Annotated in this window: 1 protein-coding gene; it reads right to left on the bottom strand. The window is 46.4% G+C overall.

The genetic code is table 11. The features are described 5' to 3' along the window. The coding region (locus AB6D58_RS13455) for a hypothetical protein (RefSeq protein WP_372157521.1) at positions 1-692 on the bottom strand (692 nt) is incomplete at both ends.

The following is a 692-nucleotide window of genomic DNA, read 5'->3' as shown; positions in this document are numbered from 1 at the left end:
CTTCAAAGTTCCTTGACGCTAAATGTGCATCGCTTTCTTTAGAGATGAACTCATTGTCTGCACCTGTAAGCGCCGATCCCATGTCATTATCTGAGCTCGCAGTAAGGTCACTATTCGACTGACTAGAGCCAGTAGAAGCCAACATTTCATTACGGGCGCTCGGCAATTCCTTTGTCCCGTTAGCTATCTGAATAGCTTCATCTGAGTTAATTTCTCCACTTTGAACCGCATTGAACACTTCAATGCCTTCATCAGCAGTAAGTTGGCCACTAGCAATAGCCTCCATCACAATCTCTTTATCTCCATCAGCCATACCACTGAACTGTGAAGACTCCAATAATGCTAGGTCCATTGAACCGCTTCCGGTAACAGAAGGCGAACTTGAATCAGTGTCGTTGAGTGATGCTAGTTTGGTCTGATTCCCCATTTTGTAATCATTTTGAGAGTCCTCACTAGTTCCCGTGCCTTGATTACCGTTATTGGAGTCAGTGGATGCATTCACCAATTGGGTCTGATTTGTTCCCGTCTCCTTCTCTGAAGTATTAGGGCGTTGTGTATTTGCAACAGCATCAGTTGCCTTTTGAGTAGGAGCACTCGCCAGTTGTGTTGCTGGCGCTACTGTACCCGTTTGAGCCACCGACTGTGGTGCTGAACTTTCAGGGCGTGAGTTCGTAGGTACTGTCTCATCCACT

The sequence above is a fragment of the Vibrio sp. 10N.239.312.D08 genome (assembly GCF_041466145.1).
Taxonomy (GTDB): Bacteria; Pseudomonadota; Gammaproteobacteria; order Enterobacterales; family Vibrionaceae; genus Vibrio; species Vibrio crassostreae_C.
This window is presented reverse-complemented; position numbering and strand designations above follow the sequence as displayed.